The sequence below is a fragment of the Mesorhizobium sp. Primo-A genome (genome assembly GCF_003997175.1).
GTDB lineage: Bacteria > Pseudomonadota > Alphaproteobacteria > Rhizobiales > Rhizobiaceae > Mesorhizobium > Mesorhizobium ciceri.
Genome location: NZ_RZTG01000006.1, coordinates 1 through 18,956 on the forward strand (window position 1 = coordinate 1; position 18,956 = coordinate 18,956).

At 63.6% G+C, this 18,956-nt stretch carries 18 protein-coding genes; 7 read left to right on the forward strand and 11 right to left on the reverse strand.

Annotated features, from left to right (window positions below):
* Window positions 1–41: 41 nt before the first annotated feature.
* Window positions 42–1,106 carry an alpha/beta hydrolase gene (locus EOC83_RS12410; RefSeq protein WP_063169174.1) on the forward strand — a complete coding sequence of 355 codons (1,065 nt, stop codon included), beginning with the start codon at window positions 42–44 and terminating at the stop codon, window positions 1,104–1,106.
* Between the two features lie 42 nt (window positions 1,107–1,148).
* Here the strand turns inward: EOC83_RS12410 and pyk are convergent, their stop codons facing one another.
* On the reverse strand, window positions 1,149–2,585 hold the full coding sequence (gene pyk / locus EOC83_RS12415) for a pyruvate kinase (protein ID WP_013529204.1): 1,437 nt from the start codon (window positions 2,583–2,585) through the stop codon (window positions 1,149–1,151).
* Window positions 2,582–3,070 carry a DUF1036 domain-containing protein gene (locus tag EOC83_RS12420; RefSeq protein ID WP_063169175.1) on the reverse strand — a complete coding sequence of 163 codons (489 nt, stop codon included), beginning with the start codon at window positions 3,068–3,070 and terminating at the stop codon, window positions 2,582–2,584. The genes pyk and EOC83_RS12420 overlap by 4 nt, the downstream gene beginning before the upstream one ends.
* Before the next feature lie 245 nt (window positions 3,071–3,315).
* On the opposite strand from EOC83_RS12420, the gene EOC83_RS12425 reads away from it, so the two are divergent.
* From EOC83_RS12425 to EOC83_RS12435, 3 genes are all read left to right on the forward strand, one after another.
* Entirely contained in the window at window positions 3,316–4,113 is a 798-nt protein-coding gene (locus EOC83_RS12425) for an N-formylglutamate amidohydrolase (RefSeq protein ID WP_024502956.1), read from the forward strand.
* An 11-nt stretch (window positions 4,114–4,124) separates the two neighbouring features.
* On the forward strand, window positions 4,125–4,433 hold the full coding sequence (locus EOC83_RS12430; RefSeq protein ID WP_063170352.1) for a DUF1244 domain-containing protein: 309 nt from the start codon (window positions 4,125–4,127) through the stop codon (window positions 4,431–4,433).
* A gap of 117 nt (window positions 4,434–4,550) precedes the next feature.
* On the forward strand, window positions 4,551–5,726 hold the full coding sequence (locus EOC83_RS12435; protein WP_063170353.1) for an MFS transporter: 1,176 nt from the start codon (window positions 4,551–4,553) through the stop codon (window positions 5,724–5,726).
* Here EOC83_RS12435 and EOC83_RS12440 read toward each other — a convergent pair.
* Window positions 5,690–6,598 (reverse strand): LysR family transcriptional regulator, encoded by a 909-nt coding sequence (locus EOC83_RS12440; RefSeq protein ID WP_063169176.1) that lies wholly within the window; start codon window positions 6,596–6,598, stop codon window positions 5,690–5,692. The genes EOC83_RS12435 and EOC83_RS12440 overlap by 37 nt on opposite strands.
* A gap of 114 nt (window positions 6,599–6,712) precedes the next feature.
* Between EOC83_RS12440 and EOC83_RS12445 the strand changes: the two genes are divergently transcribed.
* On the forward strand, window positions 6,713–6,922 hold the full coding sequence (locus tag EOC83_RS12445) for a DUF680 domain-containing protein (RefSeq protein WP_063169177.1): 210 nt from the start codon (window positions 6,713–6,715) through the stop codon (window positions 6,920–6,922).
* 91 nt (window positions 6,923–7,013) lie between these two features.
* Window positions 7,014–7,973, forward strand: coding sequence for an SDR family oxidoreductase (locus EOC83_RS12450; RefSeq protein ID WP_063169178.1), 960 nt, complete (start codon window positions 7,014–7,016; stop codon window positions 7,971–7,973).
* A 57-nt stretch (window positions 7,974–8,030) separates the two neighbouring features.
* On the opposite strand, the gene EOC83_RS12455 is transcribed toward EOC83_RS12450, so the two are convergent.
* The 6 genes from EOC83_RS12455 to EOC83_RS12480 all read right to left on the reverse strand — a co-directional run bounded on the left by EOC83_RS12455 (window position 8,031) and on the right by EOC83_RS12480 (window position 16,209).
* On the reverse strand, window positions 8,031–8,189 hold the full coding sequence (locus EOC83_RS12455) for a DUF3309 family protein (protein WP_013529196.1): 159 nt from the start codon (window positions 8,187–8,189) through the stop codon (window positions 8,031–8,033).
* A 92-nt stretch (window positions 8,190–8,281) separates the two neighbouring features.
* Entirely contained in the window at window positions 8,282–11,455 is a 3,174-nt protein-coding gene (locus tag EOC83_RS12460) for an efflux RND transporter permease subunit (protein WP_063169179.1), read from the reverse strand.
* An 80-nt stretch (window positions 11,456–11,535) separates the two neighbouring features.
* A complete protein-coding gene (locus EOC83_RS12465) occupies window positions 11,536–12,711 on the reverse strand; it encodes an efflux RND transporter periplasmic adaptor subunit (protein WP_013529194.1) in 1,176 nt (391 codons plus the stop codon).
* A gap of 155 nt (window positions 12,712–12,866) precedes the next feature.
* Window positions 12,867–13,475 (reverse strand): hypothetical protein, encoded by a 609-nt coding sequence (locus tag EOC83_RS12470; protein WP_063169180.1) that lies wholly within the window; start codon window positions 13,473–13,475, stop codon window positions 12,867–12,869.
* Window positions 13,472–15,745 (reverse strand): xanthine dehydrogenase family protein molybdopterin-binding subunit, encoded by a 2,274-nt coding sequence (locus EOC83_RS12475; protein WP_063169181.1) that lies wholly within the window; start codon window positions 15,743–15,745, stop codon window positions 13,472–13,474. Before EOC83_RS12475 ends, EOC83_RS12470 begins: the two co-directional genes overlap by 4 nt.
* 2 nt (window positions 15,746–15,747) lie before the next feature.
* Complete coding sequence (locus EOC83_RS12480) at window positions 15,748–16,209, reverse strand: (2Fe-2S)-binding protein (protein WP_063169182.1); 462 nt, start codon at window positions 16,207–16,209, stop codon at window positions 15,748–15,750.
* Between the two features lie 123 nt (window positions 16,210–16,332).
* Between EOC83_RS12480 and EOC83_RS12485 the strand changes: the two genes are divergently transcribed.
* Window positions 16,333–16,929: a TetR/AcrR family transcriptional regulator gene (locus EOC83_RS12485; RefSeq protein WP_013529190.1), complete on the forward strand. Its 597-nt coding sequence runs from the start codon at window positions 16,333–16,335 to the stop codon at window positions 16,927–16,929.
* A gap of 33 nt (window positions 16,930–16,962) precedes the next feature.
* On the opposite strand, the gene EOC83_RS12490 is transcribed toward EOC83_RS12485, so the two are convergent.
* Together EOC83_RS12490 and EOC83_RS12495 are read right to left on the reverse strand one after the other, a co-directional pair.
* A complete protein-coding gene (locus EOC83_RS12490; RefSeq protein WP_027162499.1) occupies window positions 16,963–18,093 on the reverse strand; it encodes a patatin-like phospholipase family protein in 1,131 nt (376 codons plus the stop codon).
* 49 nt (window positions 18,094–18,142) lie between these two features.
* Window positions 18,143–18,934: a 3-hydroxybutyrate dehydrogenase gene (locus EOC83_RS12495; protein ID WP_063169183.1), complete on the reverse strand. Its 792-nt coding sequence runs from the start codon at window positions 18,932–18,934 to the stop codon at window positions 18,143–18,145.
* Window positions 18,935–18,956 lie beyond the last annotated feature (22 nt).

Genomic DNA, 18,956 nt, shown 5'->3' on the forward strand with positions numbered 1-18,956 from the left:
CTCCCCTACAACCTACCCCCCTCCACTTCCGTATCTTCCCCATGAACCTGATCTACGCCGCCCTTGCCTTCCTGATGGCGCTTGTCTTCGGCTTTGTCGGCATCACCCGCGTCGGCTCATGGTTGATCGAGCACCGCGATCCGCCGTTCGGCGAGTTCGCCGACATCGACGGCGCCCGCATCCACTATGTCCATGTTCCGGCACCCGCCAACGCCGAGCTGCCGCCGATCGTCTTCATCCACGGCGCCAGCGCCAATCTCAGGGACCAGATGCTGCCGCTGCGTCCCTTGCTCGAAGGCCGCGCCGAAATGCTGTTCTTCGACCGGCCAGGCCACGGCTGGTCGGGTCGCGGCACCAACAACGAGAACCCGTCGGCGCAGGCCAACACCATTGCCGCACTGATGGACCATCTCGGCATCAGGAAGGCTGTCATCGTCGGCCATTCCTTCGGCGGCGTGGTGACATCGGCCTTTGGCCGCGAGCATCCAGACAAGACACTTGGACTGGTCTTCCTCGCACCGGCGACCCATCCATGGCCGGGCGGCGCAACCGCCTGGTACTACGATCTGACCACCATTCCCGTGCTCGGCTGGCTGTTTTCCGAAACGCTGACCTATCCGGCCGGTACACTGCAGATGGCCGACGCCACCACCTGCGTTTTCTCGCCCAACAAGGTGCCGGACAATTATCTCGGAATGGCCTCTATCCCGCTGGTGCTGCGACCAAAAGCCTTTCGCGCCAACGCCACCGATGTCGCCGGGCTCTATCGCTATGCCCTCGACGCCGCACCGCGCTACAACGAGATCAAGGCGCCAACCGTGGTCATTTCAGGCGATCGCGACAAGGTGGTCTATGCACATATCCATTCGGTCGGTCTGGCGCGCGACATTGCCGGTGCCGAACTCGTCTGGGTGCACAATCTCGGTCACAAGCCAGACTGGATGGCGCCCGACCTGACCGTCGGCGCCATCGAGAAGGTCGCCGGCAAGAGTGTCGACCTGCAGGCGATGGCCAGGACCGTGGAGGCGCGCATCGCCGGCGACGCCTACGGCGCCGGCAGATGCGCCGATATCAAGGTACCGCAGGCCGAACTCGCGCCGACCTAAGGCGGTCGCCCGAACCGTTCAGAGCCGACACGCTTTGGGAATCTAGCGGCTGACTTGTGTGTCCGACCCGATATAGGCGATGCGCAGCATGTTGGTCGAACCCGGTGTCCGCAGCGGTACGCCCGCGGTGATGATGACGCGGTCGCCCGGCTTGCCGAAGCCTTCGTCGAAGGCGATGCGGCAGGCGCGGTTGACCATGTCGTCGAGGTCGACGGCGTCGGGCGAGACAACGCAATGCGTGCCCCACAAAAGCGACAGCCGCCGCGCCGTGTTGAGGATCGGCGACAGCGCGATAACAGGCACTTGCGGCCGCTCGCGGGCGGCGCGCAGGCCTGTGGTGCCTGATGCGGTGTAGGTGATGATCGCCGACAGCTTCAGCGTTTCGGCGATCTCGCGCGCGGCCAGCGAAATGGCGTCGGCGCCGGTCGCTTCCGGCTCGGAGCGCTGGGCGTTGATGATGCCGGCATAGGTCGGATCGGTCTCGACCTTGGTGGCGATACGGTTCATCATTGCCACGGCCTCGACGGGATAGGCACCCGCCGCCGATTCCGCCGACAGCATGATGGCATCGGCGCCTTCGAAGACGGCGATCGAAACATCGGACACCTCGGCGCGGGTCGGCACCGGTGCCGTGATCATCGATTCCAGCATCTGCGTTGCAACCACCACCGGCTTGCCGGCGCGGCGTGCGGCGCGCGTGATCTGCTTCTGGATACCGGGCACCGCCTCGAGCGGCATCTCGACGCCGAGATCGCCGCGGGCGACCATCAGCGCGTCGGACAGTTCGATGATTTCGGCCAGCCGGGCGACAGCCTGCGGCTTCTCGATCTTGGCCATGATCAGCGCCCGGCCGCGTGCGATCTTGCGCGCTTCGGCCAGATCCTCCGGCCGTTGCACGAAGGACAGCGCCACCCAGTCTACGCCTGTGGCCAGCACGGCATCGAGGTCCTTGCGGTCCTTCTCGGTCAACGCGCCGACCGGCAGGTCGGTGTCAGGCAGGCTGACGCCCTTCTTGTCGGAAATCGTGGTGCCGGCGACGACGGTGCAGACGATCGACTTGCCGTCGCTCTTCACCGCCTTCAGCTCGAGCTTGCCATCGTCGATCAGCAGGCGATGGCCGGCTTCGACCGAGCTCAGGATTTCCGGATGCGGCAGATAGACCCTGGTCGAGGTGCCGGGCTCGGGATTGTCGTCGAGCGTGAAGGTCTGGCCTTGCGTCAGCACTTCCTTGCCGTTGGCGAACTTGCCGACGCGCAGCTTTGGCCCTTGCAGATCGGCGAGGATGCCGATCGGCCTGCCAACGGCTTCCTCGACAGCGCGGATGCGTCCGACCAGCGTGCGCATCAGTTCATGGTCGGTATGGCTCATATTGATGCGGAACACATCGGCGCCCGCTTCGAACAGTTTCTTCAGCATCTCCTCCGAGGAGGAGGCAGGACCGATGGTGGCTAGGATCTTGACCTTGCGGCTACGTCTCATTGACTGTTTGTTCCCGGGGTGGCTGGAGCGCCTCCCGTTGTGGACTCATCGGTCAGCTGGACCATCCAGCTTGCCTGTTCGCCCGTGTCATATTCCTGGAATCCGGCGCGCTGAAAGCCCCGGGCGACGCAGTCGGTTACGCCTGCGATCTTGAACTCTTTTTCAGCCACGCACATGTTGATCGGGCCGTCCCAGCGTCCACCGCGTTCGGCGTCTTCTGCATAAAGATAGTAAAACCTTGATGACAGCGGCCCTTCGATCAGCGTCTTGCAGCTCGATCCCTCGATGTGCCACCAGCCTTCAGTGATCCAGCCGGCCTTGGCGCGATAGCCGATGCCGACACCAACCAGGTTCTGCGTGGCGTTGCAGACGCGGAAATCGGCACGCGCCGGCGAAGCCACGACCATGGCCGGCAGGCCGATGGCAAGAGTGAGGAGCGGCATGGCAAAGGCAGAGCGCATGCGCTGCCCGCCGGCGGAACTCATCCGAAAACCCCTCAAAAACCACATCAGCATCTCTCTGCGCCCCTTTTCGGAAAAGTCCGGGCGCATGTCAACGCACCGTTTTGTCCAATTCCAATCGATTTAGAAAGGCTCCGGCGCACAATTCGCCGACTTGTGCCAGATTTCCCGGGAAACCTTGGCCAAACAACGGCATTGCGCAAGCGTCGTCTTCGTGGAATGACGATAGCATCCTCCCCGGAAGCCAGCGAACAGACCATTTCCCGCCAATGACCCGATCCACAGTTTTCGCGCCTTTCGACATCATCGAGGGCGACCGCAAGCGAGGCATCGTGCTGTTGGGCGATCATGCCCGTCGCGACCTGCCCGACGACTATGGCAGCCTCGGCCTGCCCTCAGCGGAGTTCGACCGCCACATCGCCTATGACATCGGCGTCGAGGGCGTGACGCGCGAACTGGCTGCCCTGCTGGGCGTGCCAGCGGTGCTCGCCAATTTTTCGCGGCTGCTGATCGATCCCAATCGCGGCGAAGACGACCCGACGCTCATTCGCCAGCTTTATGACGGCACGGTCGTACCTGGGAACTACCCCATCGCTGCCGAGGAGCGCGAGAGGCGGCTCGACGGGTTCTACCGGCCCTATCACGACGCCGTCAGCGCCATGATCGCCTCGGTCGCACAGGCTTCCGCCCAGGCGCCCTTCATCTTCTCGGTGCATTCCTTCACCCCGGCCATGCAAGGAATCCAGCGTCCTTGGCACGTCGGCATCCTGTGGGACCTCGACGACCGCGTGGCGCGGCCGTTGATAGACATGCTGGCGCAGGACAGGAACCTCGTCGTCGGCGACAACGAACCCTATGACGGCGCGCTGCGCGGCGACACCATGTACAAGCACGCCATCGTCAACGGCTTCGCCCATGCGCTGATCGAGATCCGACAGGATTTGATATCGGACCAGAAGGGCGCGCTCGCCTGGGCCGAACGGCTGGCGCCGATCGTTGACGCCATCGACCGCCGTCCCGATATACATGTGGTGAAGATGTTCGGCTCGCGCACCGGGCCGCTATGACGGAGGTTTCGATGACCGAACTCAGCGACGAGCAGCAACGCGATTTCGAGGCGGCCGCCTTCCGCCGGCTGGTCGAGCATCTGCGCGAACGCAACGACGTGCAGAACATCGACCTGATGAACCTCGCCGGCTTCTGCCGCAACTGCCTGTCGAACTGGTATCGCGAGGCGGCCAATGCCGAGGGCGTCGGTCTCACCAAGGATCAGTCGCGCGAGATCGTCTACGGCATGCCTTATGCGCAATGGCAGGCGCTCAACCAGACCGAGGCCTCCGACGCCAAGAAGGCCGAATTCGAGGCAAGGCGCCACAAGGACCATTAAGGCCGGCGATCACTCAAGGCTGTGTTTGGCTCAAAAAATGCTTCCCGAAAGAGCCTTGACTGAAAATTGAATCGATCTAATTTGCCGCGCGAAGCCATTTCTTGCGGGATTCGCCTCATGAACGCGTCAACTGCCAAGCTGACTGCCATTCGCGGCCGATGGGCGCTCGCGGCCATTTTCCTCGCCAACGGCTTCCTGACGGGCAGCTGGGCGCCGCAGATTCCGGTGTTCCTGACCCGGCTGGAGATTTCGAAGTTCACGCTCGGTCTGCTGATTCTGTTGTTTGGGGTCGGCGCCGTCGTCGCGATGACCTGGTGTGGCCATTTGATCTCCAGACATGGTTCGCGCACCGTACTGCGTTGGTTCGCCCTGTGCGGCAGCCTCGGTCTCATGGTCGTGGCGCTGGCGCCCGACGTACCCTTGGCGGCCGTTGCCATGATCATCTTCGGCGGCTCGATCGGTGGCATGGACGTTGCGATGAATGCCAACGCCGTGGTGGTCGAACGGCGGCTCTCCCGCGCCGTCATGTCGTCTTCGCACGGCTTCTGGAGTCTCGGCGGTTTTGCCGGTGGCGGCCTCGGCGGCTTTGCCATCCAGCATTACGGCCACCTCGTCCACGCGGCGGCAGTAACGGCGTTTGCCTTCGCGGTGATCGCGGTGGCCGTTCGCTATCTCCTCGCCGAAGACAGACCGCAGGCGGCCGAGCACCACAAATTCGCACTGCCGGCAAACCCGCTGGTTTATCTGATCGGGCTGATGGCGTTACTGGCGATGATCTCCGAGGGCGCGGTGCTCGACTGGGCAGCCCTGTATCTGCGCCAGGAGCTCGGCGCCGATCTCGCCGTCGCCGGCCTCGCCTACGCCGGATTTTCAGGCGTCATGGCGGTTACGCGGTTCTTCGGCGACGGCATACGCAATCGCTTCGGCGCGGTGACGACGCTACGCGCGTCGGCCCTCGTAGCCGCGGTCGGCATGCTGGTGGCTGGCCTGGCGCCCTCGCCCTGGCTCGCCATTGCAGCCTTTGCCTTTTGCGGCTTCGGCATCGCCAATATGGTGCCGATCATCTTTTCGGCCGGCGGCAACCAGGAAGGCATGTCTTCCGGCACCGGCATGAGCGTGGTCACAACGATCGGATACTGCGGCATACTGGTGGCGCCGTCGGCGATCGGCTTCGTTGCCGAGCATTCCAGCTTCGGCCCGATCTTCATCACCATGTCGGGACTGCTGATCATCGTGTTGCTGATGGCCGGGCTCGCTCACCGCGCCGAATTCGCGCCAGCACCCGCAGAATAGCGTTTCAGCTCCTCGTGAAGGAAATCCACCACACGGCGGATGCGCACGCTGGTACGCACGTCGCGATGCATCGCCAGCCACACCGGCAGAACTGGCAGCGGCAGGTCAGGCAGCACCTTCTCAATCAAAGGATCCCTGTCGGCCAGCGGCTCCTGGCCAAGACCAATGCCGTTTCCCGCCCGCACCGCTTCCCACAAAACCATCTGGTTGTCGGTCCTGAAGCGGAAGCTGCTCCGGGTGACGGGGATGCCGTGCTGGGTAAAACCCCTGATGATCTCGTCGCCGCGGTCGAAGCCGACCAGATCGTGGCCGACAAGATCGGCAGGCTTCAGCGGACGGCCGCGCCTGTCGAGATAGGATTTGGCCGCGCAGGCGCAGAGCTCGATGTCGCAGACCTTGCGTGCCATCAGCTCGTTCTGCGCCGGCTTGACCATGCGGATGGCGATGTCGGCATCTCGACGCAGCAGGTTCTCAACCTGATTGGAAGCGACGATCTCGACCTCGATGCCGGGCTCCTCGATCCCCAGCCGCATCGTCATCTCAGGCAGGACATAGGCCGCCACGACCTCGCTGGCGGCGATACGCACCGTGCCTTCGATAGCCTCGACCGAACCCAGTGCCAGGAGTGAGAAGGCGCTTGCCTGCTCGCTGACCGCCTTGCCGCGTTCCAACAGCGTGCTGCCGGCCTCCGTCAGTTCGTAGCCGTGCCGTCCTCGACGGAACAGCGTGACGCCCAGCGCCTGTTCCAACTCGCCGATGTGACGGCCAAGCGTCGGCTGGCTGGCCGAAAGCTTTCGCGCGGCAGCCGACAGGCTGCCGGATTCCGCCACGGTGACAAAGCTCTTGATCAGGTTCCAGTCGATTTCTGCCATTCATTTATGAATATCAGAACGCCACCTTTAGTCAATTTCCATTCGTATTCGAAGCGCCCATATTCCAGCTGCAGACACCAACACGGACTGCAAACACCTACCAGGAGAACTCAGATGACCAAGATCGCTCTCACCACCGCCGCTATCCTCATTTCCGTCAGCGCCGCTTTTGCCGGCAGCGACAAGTTTGGTTCGAACGACGCCAGCCAGCCGGCCGCCACCAGCACCGACGACACGACCACCGCTTCGATTCACAACCCCGATGCGGCCATCCGGAAGCCGGTCACACAGGGCAGCAACCGCGACCTCTTCGGCAGCCGCTGATCCCGATCGCGCTTGTCGCTGATCCCGATCGCGCTGTCGCTGGTACCGATCGCCCGACCGACCACCTAAATCCCAACCAGGAGTGCTTCCAATGACCAAGATCGCAATTCTCGGTGCCGGTGGCCGGCTCGGCCGCGTGGTCGCCAAGGCCTTCATCGACGCGGGCTACGAGGTCCGCACCGTCACCCGCAACGGCAAGGTACCGGCCGAACTCAAGGGCGCCACGGCCGTTGCCGGTGACGCTCTCGACCGCGAGGCCCTCATCCGCGCCACGCAAGGTGTCGATATCGTCTTCAACGGCCTCAACCCGATCTACACCGACTGGGGCAAGTGCCTGCCGATGGCGCAGAATGTCATGGCCGCCTGCCACGCGAACGGCGCACTGCACCTCTTCCCCGGCACCGTTTACAATTACGGCTCGCCGATGCCGGCGGTGATATCGGAAGACACACCCTTCCACCCGAGCACGCAAAAGGGCCGCATCCGCTGCGCCATGGAGGAGTTGTTTCGTCGCGAGGCCGACGCGAGCCGCGTCCGCACCATTCTTCTGCGGGCCGGCGATTTCTTCGGCGGCACCGGCAGCGGATCATGGTTCGACCTGATCGTTGCCGCCAAGATCAACAAAGGTATCTACACCGCGCCTGGCCCGGTCGAGCTCGTGCATGAATGGGCCTATCTGCCTGACTTCGCTGTGGGTTTCGTCGCGCTGGCGCGCAATCTGGACAAGCTCGGCTTCTATGAAGCGCTGAACTTTCCGGGCCACGCGGTCACCGATCTGCAGATCAAGGCCGCTGCCGAGAAGGCTATTGGTCGTCCGCTCAAGATGACTTCGATGCCCTGGTGGGTGCTGCGCGCTGGCAGCCCGTTCGTGGCGATGTGGCGCGAGATCGTCTCCATGTCCTACCTGCGCTTCGAGCCGCATCAGCTGGCTTCGATACGGCTGGAAGGCATCGTCGGCGAGATCCCGCACACGCCGTTGGATCAGGCGGTTGCTGAAGCTCTTGGCGATATCGGCATTGCCACCGTGAATGGCGTTGCGAAAGCTGCCTGACTCCCGCGATCATGGGCGCCGCCCCTCTGCACACTGAACAATCCACGAGAGGGCGCCTCAGAGCCGTCCCATCAACAGCAACACCATGAGCACCACCAGCACGACGCCGACAATACCCGACGGCCCATAACCCCAGGAGCGCGAATGCGGCCAGGCCGGCACCGCGCCGATGAGGACAAGGATCAGGACGATGATGACGATGGTGGTGATCGGCATGAGAAGCCCTCGCTTCGACGTTTCGCTCAGAGACAATGCAGAGGCCGCCCGGTTGTTCCGGGCGGCCTCTGCGGTCAAATCGGCGATGGGGTCTATTCGGCGGCTTTCGGAAAGGCGATTTCCGGTTCGTCGCCTGCTTCCTGGCCAGGCCTGTCGGTCGGCGAAACCGTTCCCTTGCCGCGCCGGAACAGCCGGCGGAAAAACGCATAGAAGCGGCTGTTCTTGCTGCGCGTGAAAATCATCAGCATCGACGGCGTCACCACCAGCGTCAGCAAGGTGGCGAAGGACAGGCCGAAGACGATCGCCGAGGACAGCGAAATCCACCATTGCGTCGACGGCGCGTTGATCGTCGTCTCGTGATGGAAGATTTCCAGCCCAAGGCCGAAGGCGATCGGCAACACGCCGAGGATCGCCGACACCGCCGTCAGCACCACCGGCCGGGCGCGCTCGCGGCAGGTCTGCAGCACCGCGTCCATCTTGTCCCAGCCTTCTTCGCGCAGCCGGTCATAGGTGTCGATCAGCACGATGTTGTTGTTCACCACCACGCCGGCCAGAGCGATGACGCCAATGCCCGACATGACGATGCCGAAGGTCTCGCCTGTGATCAGCAGCCCCAGGAACACGCCAACCGTCGCCATGACCACGCAGGACAGCACCATCAGCACGCTGGTGAATTTGTTGAACTGCATCAGCAGCACCAGGAAGATCAGGAAGATCGCCGCCCCGAACGCCTTGCCAAGGAAGGCGCTGGCCTCGGCGCTGTCTTCGTTCGAGCCGGCCAGCTTCCAACGTATGCCGCTGCCGAGATCCATCCCGGAGACGGCCTTGGTGACCTCCGCCTGCACGGCCGCGACCTGGGCGCCTGCGGCAACGTTTGCCTGGACGACCACCGTGCGCGCGCCGTCGATACGGTTGAGGATACCGACCGTCGGCTCCGGCTTGCGCACGACGAAATTCGAGATCGGCACCGAGCCTTGCGAGGTCTGCACCCTGAGCTCGTCGAGCGTCGACAGCGTGCGCCGGTCTTCCGGCAGACGCAGCCTGATGTCGACGGCGTCGTCGGCGCCGGCAGGCCGGTATTCCGAAAGCTTCAGCCCGTTGGTCACCAGTTGCACCACTGTGCCGACAGCGGTTGGGCTGATGCCATATTGCGCTGCCTTGGCACGGTCGACCTCGAGCGCCCAGTCGACGCCGGGTGGCGGGAGGCCGTCGGAAATGTCGATGACGCCAGGCACCTTGCCGATGCGTGCCGCAACCGCGCGCGCTTTGTCGTCGAGCCCCTTGGGGTCGACGGCCGAAAGCCTGATCTGGATCGGCTTGCCGGTCGGCGGACCGGCCTCCGGCACGCGCACCTCGACATCGACGCCGGGAATGCCGGCCATGACGCCGCGCAAATCGTTCAGGATCTGGTTCGCCGACTTGCGCTCGCGCCAATCTATGAATTCGTACTGGATGACGCCGACGACGTCTTCAGGGACATCCTGGCCGCCGCCTTGTGTCTTGCCGACGCGGGTGTAGACCGACTTGATGCCGGGCCAGCCGAGCATCCTGTTTTCGGCAATCTTGGTCGCCGTATCCATTTCGGCCAGCGAAAGGTTGCCGCGCGCGTGCACGTAGAGCAGGCCGTAGTCGGGCTCGACACTGGGGAAGAATTCGACACCGGCGCCATATTTCGAATAGGCAAAGCCGACGCCGAACAGCAGAGCGACCGTCAGCAAAACCACCGTAATCGGAAACCGCACCGCCTGCTTGACGATCGCCATGTACCAGCCGTCGCGATTATCATCCTCATGATGCTCCGGCGCCTTGGCGAAGATCGCCCCCAGCGTCGGCGCGAACACCAGCGCATAGAGCATCGAGGCCGATAGCGTGACGATCAGGGTGATCGGCATGTACTTCATGAAGTCGCCGATGATGCCCGGCCAGAACAGCAGTGGCGAGAAGGCGGCTATGCGCGTCATCGTCGCGGCAATGACCGGACCGGCCATGCGCTTGGCGGCCAATGCGAAGGCTTCCGCCTTCGGCATGCCTTCGCTCATCCGCCGTTCGGCGAACTCGGTGACGATGATGGCATCGTCGACCAGCATGCCGACAGCCAGGATCAGGCTGAACAGCACGATCATGTTGATCGTGTAGCCCATCATCGCCAGCAGCAGGATGCCGATCAGGAAAGACGACGGAATGGCCAGGCCGATCAGCAGCGAGGCACGACCCGACAGCGCGTAGAGGATGACGATGAACACCAGGATGACGGCGATCATGACGTGGTTCTGCAGATCGCCGAGCAACTGGTTGACGAAGACCGACTTGTCCTGCGTGTAGGTGACGTTCATGCCTTGCGGCATCGTCTTGACGTAGGCGTCGGACACCTCCCTCACCTTGGCGAGCGTGTCGATCAGATTGGCGCCGATGCGCTTCTTGACTTCGATGGCGATGGCCGGCTTGCCATTGAGGCGCGTGATCGTCGTGGCATCGGCGAAGGTCGAGCGGATCGTCGCGATGTCCTTGGCCTGCACCACGGCATTGGGGCCGGCGACCACGGGCAAGGCCGCCACGTCCTCGGGCGTCTCGATCAGTGACGGCACCTTGACGGCGTATTTGCCTTCCGAGCCTTCGATATTGCCGGCGGCGACCAGACTGTTGGAGGCCCCGACAGCGCCGATCAGCTGATCGAGTTGCAACCCGTAGGACGACAGTTTCATCGGATCGATGACGACTTCGACAAGATCGTCGCGCGAACCCTGCAACGAGCCCTCCAGGACGCCTGGCACTTCCTCGATACGGTCGCGCAGTTCGCGCGCGGCGGCGGTCAGCACGCGTTCGGGCAATTCGCCCGACAGGGTGACGACGAGGACGGGGAATTCGGAGATGTTGACTTCGGTAACGACCGGCTCTTCGGCCGCCTGCGGCAGGTCGGCCTTGCCGTCCTGCACCTTGGAGCGCGTGTCCTGCAAGGCCGTCGCCAGATTTGTCTGCGGCTGGAACTCGACCAGCACATAGCCGCCGCCCTGGAAGGCGGCCGAGCGCATTTCCTTGAGGCCTTTCAGGCTCTTCAGCTTGCTTTCCATCGGCCGCAGCAGAAGGCGCTCCGAATCCTCAGGCGAAATGCCCTGATAGATCAGGCTGATATACATCATCGGAATCGGAACGTCGGGCTCGGCTTCCTTCGGCGTCGACTGATAGGCGACCCAGCCGGCGAGCAGAAGGAAGACGAGGACCGAAATGGTCAGGCGGGCATTGTTGATTGCGAGTCTGACGATATCCATGGCTAACGCCTGTTCTTGAATTTCACGAGCTGCGTCGCAGCCAAGTGTCCCCGCCCGGGGTCTGTCCGCCGTACCCCATGCTACTGCGTGCCGGCGGTCGCTTCGCCCAGCAGTTTCTGGATGGTTGCCTGGTCGGCTTCGACCGGCTTGACCTCATCGCCTTCCTTCACCAGTTCCTGGCCGGCAACGATGATGCGCGCATCGGCAGGGATGCCGCCAAGCACCAGGCCGGTCGGCGTGTCGTCGACGAGGTCGATGGGGAAGAACGCAACCTTGTTGTCCTTGCCGACGGCACGGATGCCGAGGTCGCCCTTGTCGCCGAGCGTCACCACCGAGCGCGGCAGCAGCACCGCATCGGTCGGCAACGCGCTGAGTGCGATTTCCGCCGTCATGCCGGCCGGCACGGAGCCGTCGGCATTGGGGACGGCAACCTCGACGCGGAAGGTGCGGGTCGCCGAAGAGGCGTCGCGGCTGATGTAGCGCACGGTGCCTTCGACAGTCTGGCCGCTGACCAGCCGTATGGTGGCCTTGTCCCCGAGTTTCAGGTAGCCGAGATCGCGCTCGCTGACTTCGCCGCGGGCAATCACCGGATCGAGCTTGAGGATGGTTGCCACCTCGCCGCCCTGCATGATGGAACTGCCAAGTTCCACCGGCACCCGGTCGATAACGCCGTCGAAGGGCGCCTTCACCTCGTTGCGGTCGAGTTCGGCCTGTGCCGTTTCCAGTTGCGACTGCGCCGAGGTCAGGTTCGAGCGCGCGGTGTCGAGCTGCAGCTTCGGCAGATTGCCGGTCTTCATCAGCCGCAAGGCTGCGTCCAACTCGGCCTGGCGCTGCACCACCAACTGCTTTGCATTGTCGACCATCGAGATCTTTTCTTCCGCCGCAAGCATCAGTACCAGATCCCCCGTCTTGACGTGATCGCCTTGCTTGACAGGCAGCTTGTCGATGACACCGGCGACGCGCGTCGCCAGCACCGCCCGCTTGTCGGCTTCGGTCAGCCCGGAAATGCGGATGGCGCGTGCATAGGTCTTGCGTGGCGGCGTCACCACCGCAACGGTGCGCAGCGGTGCCTTCGGCTCGGCTTCAGCCGTCTTCGGCTTGGCCGCGTCCGGCGCCTTGGCCTGTTCGGCTCCGGCTGCCTTGGCTTTGTTGGCGGCTACGCTGCCGACCGACGAAAACTCGCCTGTCGCCATCCACGCCGCGAAACCAATGAGCACAACAATGGCTGCAAGCTTGTGAAACCTGATTCTCGGCATCGTCGTTGTTTTCCACTGCGGGTTCGGCCAGCGTCCTCATAACGCGGGCGCGTCGCCGATATGGGTGCGCGCCAAGCCGTGTTCAATTTGCCGTGATCGGCGAAGCGCGCTTCTACATCAAAGTTGCACCGCAATATAGTCTGAAAGTTGCAAGATCATTGCCCCGGCGGACAAGATGCGCCCGCCGCGGCCCAGTCTTCGATCGCTTGATAGGTCGCTTCGGCAGAGCCCGGAGCCGGTTCACGATCCGGCCCCGGCGCCCAGCCCCAGGCGACCAATCTGTCGTCGCGAACATGCAGCGCGATGTCCTTCAAGCTGCGGTTGCCATTGCGCAGGGGATCCCTGATCTGGGCGCAGATTTCGGCCGAGGATTTGCCGAACCAGGCCATCTCGGCCGGCGCCAAATGCCAGTTCTCGGCCCCGGGCGGCCCGTGCAATGCCTTGGAATTGCTGGAGAAATGGCAAGTCGTGCAGCGCAGGCCCGGATTGCCGAAGCCCGACCCGTCAGCACCGCGCTGGACATTGAAGGCGTGAACGCGCGTACCGCGATAGTGCGCACCCGACCATCGCGGCCGGTCGTCCGCGACATGACAGTCGGCGCAGCGCGGATGCGAGAACACCGCATAGACCTTGTCCCATTCGGGCAGGCCTTTCGCCGCGTCGACGGTCGCCGGCGCCGGCGTCTGGCTCTCTTGCGCAATCGCAAACGGCGCTGCGAGCACGAGCATGGCAGCAGGCGTCAGCATGATGAGGAGCTTCTTCATGCGAAGGCCACCGTTTTCGACAGCGGCAGCGTGCGGATGCGCTTTCCGGTGAGCGCGAAGATGGCGTTGGCGAGTGCTGGAGCCGCCGGCGGTGTGCCGATCTCGCCGACGCCGCCCATCTTGTGGAAATTTTCCAGGATGGCGACTTCGAAGACCGGGCACTGGAAGATCCGCATGGCATCGAAATCGTGGAAGTTCGACTGTTCGACCATGCCGTCGGCGAAGGTGATTTCCTGACCCATCGCCGCCGAAAGGCCGTAGATGGCGGCGGAAATCAACTGCGCCTCGATGATGCCGGGATCGAGCGCGGTGCCGACATCGGCGGCGATCCACACCTTCTCGATGCGGATGCCGGCCGGCGTGTCCGCCACCTGAACGATCTCGCCGACCCAACTGCCGAAGGACAGCGTGAAGGCCATGCCCTTGGCCTTGCCGGCGGGCAGCGCCTCGCCCCATTTCGCCATCGCGGCGACTTTCTCGACCACCTTCACCGCCGAGGGATAGGCGGCCATCAGTCTCTTGCGCATCTCGACCGGATCGATTTTTCCGGCGACCGCGATCTCGTCCATGAAGCCCTCATGGAAGAAGCCGTTGACCGAACTGCCGACCGAACGCCAGGAGCCGACAGGGATGGAGACCGGCGCCGCGATACCCCTGACCCGATAATTCGGGATCGTGTAGGGCTGGTCATAGGCGCCATCGACAATGGTCTTGTCGGGACCGAGCGGCGATACCGAGGGGAACAGCCGGCGCAGCGTACCGGCAATCACCGATGGCGAGGCCATCTTCATGTCGACCGCGATCGGCATGCCATCGTCACCGAGCCGCGCCTGGAACTTGCCGATAGCAGCCGGCCGATAGGCGTCGTGCCGCATGTCTTCTTCACGCGTCCACGTCACCTTGATCGGGCGTCCGCCCGTCTCCTTCGCCATCAGCGCGGCACACAGCGCGTAGTCCATCTCGACGCGCCGGCCGAAACCGCCGCCCATGAAGGTGGTGTGCACATTGATCTTGTCCTGCTCGATGCCGACCGCGTTGGCGCAAAGCTGCCGCACCAGGGTCGGCGCCTGGTTGCCGCACCAGATGTCGAGCGCACCGTCCCTGAACTGTGCCGTGGCGTTCATCGGCTCCATCGTCGCATGCGCCAGATAGGGCACGGCATAGTCTGCCTCGATGATGCTTTCGCGCGGCGCGTCGGCAAAGGCGGTTTCGACATCGCCATTGTCGCGCATCACCGACCCCTTGGTGGCAAGCGCCTGCTTCAGCACATCTGAAATGGCGGCGCTGCTGAGCGGATATTCAGGATCGGACCACTGGGCGTCGATCGCCTCGGCCGCCTTGAATGCTGCCCATGTATTATTCGCGATGATACCGAAGCCATGGCCGTAATTCGTCTCGAGCAGCACGATCTTGATCACCCCAGGCATTTTCTCGGCTTTGGAGAGGTCCGCCTTGACCGGCTTCGACCAGAAGCGCGGGCTCATCTTGACCGTGCCGTAGACCATCTCCGGCAGCCGGACATCGATGCCGAAGATCGGCGCCCCGGTGAGCTTTGCCAGCATGTCGATGCGCTTCTGCGGCTTTCCCAGCAGCTTCCAGTCGGCCCGGTCCTTGAGCCTGACTTCGGCCGGCCGCGCCATCGCGGCGGCAGCCGCGGCGACCGCGCCGTAGGTCAGCGATTTGCCCGACGCCTTGTGCAGGATCGAACCGTCGGCCGTTTCCAGATCGGCCGCCGCGACACCCAGTTTTTGCGCTGCCGCTGCGACCAGCATCTGCCGGGCAGCGGCACCCGCTTGCCGCATCTTGTCAAAACCGTCGCGTGTCGAAGCCGAACCGCCGGTGCCCTGCAGGGCAAGGAATTTGCCGACCACACCGAGACCGGAACGCACCGCCTGCGCGGTCAGGCTTTCATCGAAGAAGGCGAACGGACCGCCCTCCTCGAGGATCGCGGCGTTGTAATAGGCATGGGATGCCGGTCCATGCTCGACCATGACCCGGTCGAGCCCGACGTCGAGTTCCTCTGCGACCATGGCCGCAAGCGTCGTCGAGATGCCTTGCCCCATCTCGGCGCGCGGCGCGACGATGGTGATGGTGTTGTCGGCGCCGATTTTCACATAAGGGTTGAACGTCGCCTCGCCCTTGCCAAGCTCGGCCTCGAGCGGGTTCGGGAACGGCTTGCGATAGTAGTAATAGCCGACGGCAACGCCGCCAGCGACAGCGGCAGCGCCAATCAGAAACGTGCGGCGGGCGATCTTTCCGACACTGGCCATGGTCAGAGCCCCGCCGTCTTGAGCGCCGCGGCCTTTTTGATGGCCGAGCGGATTTTGGGATAGGTGCCGCAGCGGCAGAGATTGCCGCCCATGGCGTTGTCGATGTCGGCATCGCTCGGGTCGGCGACTTCATCGAGCAGCGCCACCGCGCTCATGATCTGGCCGGCCTGGCAGTAGCCGCATTGCGCGACCTGTTCCTCCAGCCATGCCTGCTGCACCGGATGCAGTCCGCCTGCCGTGCCGATGCCTTCAATGGTGGTGACGGCGCCGCCGACCTCGCCGACGGGAAACGAACAGGAACGCACCGGCTGACCGTCGACATGTACAGTGCAGGCGCCGCAGGCGGCGATGCCGCAGCCAAACTTTGGCCCGGTCTTGCCAATGAGATCGCGCAGTGCCCACAGCAGCGGCATGTCCGGATCGGCGTCGATATCGAATGACTGACCGTCGACGGTGAGGCGCATGGGGATACCCTTTGTTGTCGTCCACTGCCAAGGGCGAAGCGGCCTCCCGGCCGTTTCGCTCCGATACAGATTGACAAATTTCGTCATTTTGTCAATTAGGATTTTGCAGGATAGAATTGCTCTATGAACCAGATCGAAGACACCGCCACCGCCGATCCCAAACGCGTCCGTATTCTGGATGGCGCGATGAAGGTGTTTTTGGCCTATGGCTTCTCGCGCACCACCATGGACGACATTGCCCGTGCCGCCGACATGTCGCGCCCGGCGCTCTATCTCCTGTTCAAGAACAAGACCGACATTTTCCGCGCCATCGCCATGATGATCCTGTCGCGCTCGGTCGAGGCGGCAAGGTTTGCCCTATCCGGCGACGGCCCTTTCACCGAGCGCATGATGCGAGCCATCGATGAGGCCTTTATCTCGATGATGAGCGCGGTCGTTGCCTCGCCGCACGGCGCCGAATTGCTGGACATGAAATCGAGCCTTGGCGATCTGGTGGGCTGCTGGCGCGGCGGGCTTGGCCAACACATCGGCGCCGCGATAGAGGGCGAGGCAGCCAGGAACGGCGTCGATCTGGCGGCCAGGGGCCTGTCGGCGCAACTGCTTGCCGACATGCTGCTCGACGGGCTGGAAGGCATGAAGGCGCGGATCAGAGATCCGGAAGGGCAGCGGCAGGCAGCCGCTGCCCTGATCAGGGTGATCGACCTGACCTTGAAAGCATGATTGCGGACCAATCGATGCACATCGATTGGTCGCTCAGGCGCGCCGGCGCTCTGCCTCCGGGTTCTTGCGGGCCGCAAGAAATTCCTTGACCCGCCGGCCGGGTGCCGGACCGCGTACCGGCTTGAAGCCGTCATCCAGTTCGCCGGAGAGATCGAGCGTCGGTCGCTTGCCGACGGCGTCGTAATTCTCTTCCAGCCAGTCGCTGGCGGCGGTGCGGCCGAGATCTCTGAGGTAGGTCAGAAACGCCCATTCGGCGTTGACCTTCGAGGACGCCGACAGGTCCTTGAACGCCTCGTCGGCATCGATGCGGTGCATGCGGATGTCGCGGTACTCGCCATGTGGCAGACGGCCGGCGGCGATCAGCTCCTTGACGAAGGCAATCGAGCGGAATTCGCGCAGCAGCCCGGCGTTGAAGGTGATCTCGTCGATGCGGTTCTGGATCTCGTTGGCGCTTCTTGGTGTTCCCTCGCGCACCACCGGATTGATCTGCACCAGAAGCACGTCCTCGGTCGCAGCCGTCTTGAAGAACGGATAAAGCGCCGGATTGCCGCCATAGCCGCCATCCCAATAGGGCACGCCCTTGATCTCGACGGCGCGGAACAATTGCGGCAGGCAGGCCGAGGCCATCACCGTATCGAGGTCGATCTCCCCGTCGGAAAAGACGCGCAACTGTCCGGTCTCGACATTGGTCGCCGAGATGAACAGTTCCATCGACTTGCAGGCGCGGACGTTCTCGAAATCGATCTCCTGCTGCACCACGTCGCGCAGCGGATTGAGGCCGAGTGGGTTGGCGACATAGGGCGAGAACACCCGCGACATGGTATCGAAGAAGAGATAGCCGGGCGTGTTCTCGATCGACCAGTTGCCCCAGGCGACGTCCCACGGCATGCGCTGCACCGGGCTGAACCGCCCCTTGGCCGCCACCGCGCGCCAGAAATCGTCAAGTTTTTGCCGCGCGCCTTCGACTCCGCCGCGCACATATCCGTCGGCCAGCGCCACCGCGTTCATGGCGCCGGCGCTGGTGCCGGACACTGCTGATATCTCCAGCCGTCCGTCCTCCAGCAGCCGGTCGAGCACACCCCAGGAAAAGGCCCCGTGCGAGCCGCCGCCCTGAAGCGCTACGTTGATCTTCTTCGTCTCCTCCGCCTTGCCGTTCTTGGTCATGGCGTCGTCCTTGATCTATCCCTTTGGGTGGATGAGAGAGTTTTGCGCCTCACGCGGCGGTCCAGCCGCCGTCGACCGACAGTTGCGTGCCGTTGACCTGCGCCGCCGCGTCCGAGCACAGGAACACCGCCGCTGCCGCGATCTGCTCCACCGTGACGAATTCCTTGGTCGGCTGCTTGTCCAGCATGACCTCACGGATGACGGTCTCGCGGTCCATCTGATGGGCTTTCATCTGGGCGGGGATCTGCGCCTCGACCAGCGGCGTCAGCACATAGCCGGGGCAGATGGCGTTGCAGGTGATTTTTTCGCGCGCCAGTTCGAGCGCAACGGTTTTGGTCAATCCCATGATGCCGTGCTTGGCCGAGACATAGGCCGATTTGAACGGCGACGCGACCAGGCCATGCGCCGAGGCGATGTTGACGATCCGGCCGCCGCCGGCCTTTTTCATCAGCGGGATGGCGGCCGCGATGGTGTGGAACGCCGACGACAGGTTGATGGCAATGATGGCGTCCCATTTCTCGATCGGGAACTCTTCCACCGGCGCGACATGCTGGATGCCTGCATTGTTGACGAGAATATCGACCGAACCGAATGTCTCGGCCGCCTTGGCGATCAGCGCCCGGCATTCGGCCGGCTTCGACATGTCGGCCTTGATATAGGCCGTCTTCGCCTTGTGCTGTCTGGCGATCGCGTCAGCGATGGCGTGGTCGGCAGCCGTGTCGGAGAAGGAGTTGACGACGACATTATGGCCTTCGGCCGCCAACGCCTGGGCGATGGCCAGGCCAATGCCCGATGTGGAGCCGGTGATGACTGCGTGTTTTCTGGCGGCCAAGGTCGAAATCCTCTGGTTGCGGCAAGAGCGA